This window comes from Cupriavidus sp. 86D6, assembly GCF_057815095.1.
In genome coordinates this window covers 1-1,159 of sequence record NZ_JBYPSB010000046.1, presented here as the reverse complement: position 1 = coordinate 1,159, position 1,159 = coordinate 1, and the positions used below count along the sequence as shown (strand labels likewise).

Sequence of the window (1,159 nt, the reverse complement as noted above, 5' to 3'; positions counted from 1 at the left end):
CCCAGCAGGTACAGGCCGATGCGTGGGCGGTGCCTGCTGGGTTGCTGGATGCCTTGCGCTTCTATGCGAACGGTAGCCACTTCACCATGCACGATTCGTCGGCATGGGACACCGTGAGCGGTGAGCCGCCTAACTTCTACGAGGACGAATCGAACACCGCAACCGTGGAAGACGGCAGCATTGCTAAGCTGGCATTGCAGGGCAAGTTCTTCACCGATCAGGAATACACGGAGCCGCCAGTCGAGGGCGAAGTGTTTGGCGTCATGAGCCCTGCGGCAGAGAGCGACAAAATGCTATTGGATGCGCTGCAGGATGAATCTTGGGACCTGCGCTGCTTTTCTATAGGTGACGACGACGTTGGCTGGCGCGTGATCGAGCACCACATGGCCGCGCCCCATGAGCGAGTTGTTGCCGAAGTGTTCAAGGATGACCCACGCGCAGCTATCCGCGCCGCCATGTCACGCGAGCAGTCGGGAGGGAACCGTGGCTGAGATCGCGGCTCTGTACGTTGAAACCGATGGCGCCTATTTCGGTATCCCTGGTGTGGAGCCGTGGGATGAGGCCAAGGACGCCAGGCGCTATTCGGGCTCGAAGCCTGTCGTTGCGCATCCACCATGTCAAAGGTGGGGGCGGTACTGGCACGGCGCCCCGAACAAGCCAAACCAGTATCGGCTCGGTGAGGACGGCGGCTGCTTTGGTGCTGCACTTACTGCTGTCAGAAATTATGGTGGCGTCATCGAACACCCTGCGCATTCTCATGCCTGGCGCTTCTTTGGTCTGAAAATGCCGCCCAAGTCTGGCGGATGGGTAAAGGCGGATGACTTCGGCGGATGGACATGCCACGTGGAGCAAGGCCATTACGGCCACATGAGCCGCAAAGCGACGTGGCTTTATGCCGTTGGCACGGAACGCCCTGAACTGATATGGGGCACGAGCGGCCAGCGCATCCATCCGGTTGCCCTGGAGCGTTACGGATACGAAAAAGCCAGGCGCATTGGAATGATGGCGATGGTAGGCGGCAAGGACAAGACGCGCATCCGCAACGCAACACCGCCCGAGTTCCGGGATTTGCTTATCTCAATTGCTGCGAGCGTCGAGCGCACCCGCACCCCAGGAGAAACAGAATGAGCGAGAAGCTGAAGCCGTGCCCGTTTTGCGG

General features: G+C 60.1%; 1 protein-coding gene and 1 pseudogene. Both read left to right on the top strand.

Features of this window, described 5'->3' with window-relative positions; translation table 11 throughout:
* Positions 1-491, top strand: a pseudogene (locus tag AC3G88_RS29390) (hypothetical protein); the annotation flags it as partial.
* On the top strand, positions 484-1,128 hold the full coding sequence (locus tag AC3G88_RS29385; protein WP_488894493.1) for a hypothetical protein: 645 nt from the start codon (positions 484-486) through the stop codon (positions 1,126-1,128). The pseudogene AC3G88_RS29390 and the gene AC3G88_RS29385, both read left to right, overlap by 8 nt.
* Positions 1,129-1,159 lie beyond the last annotated feature (31 nt).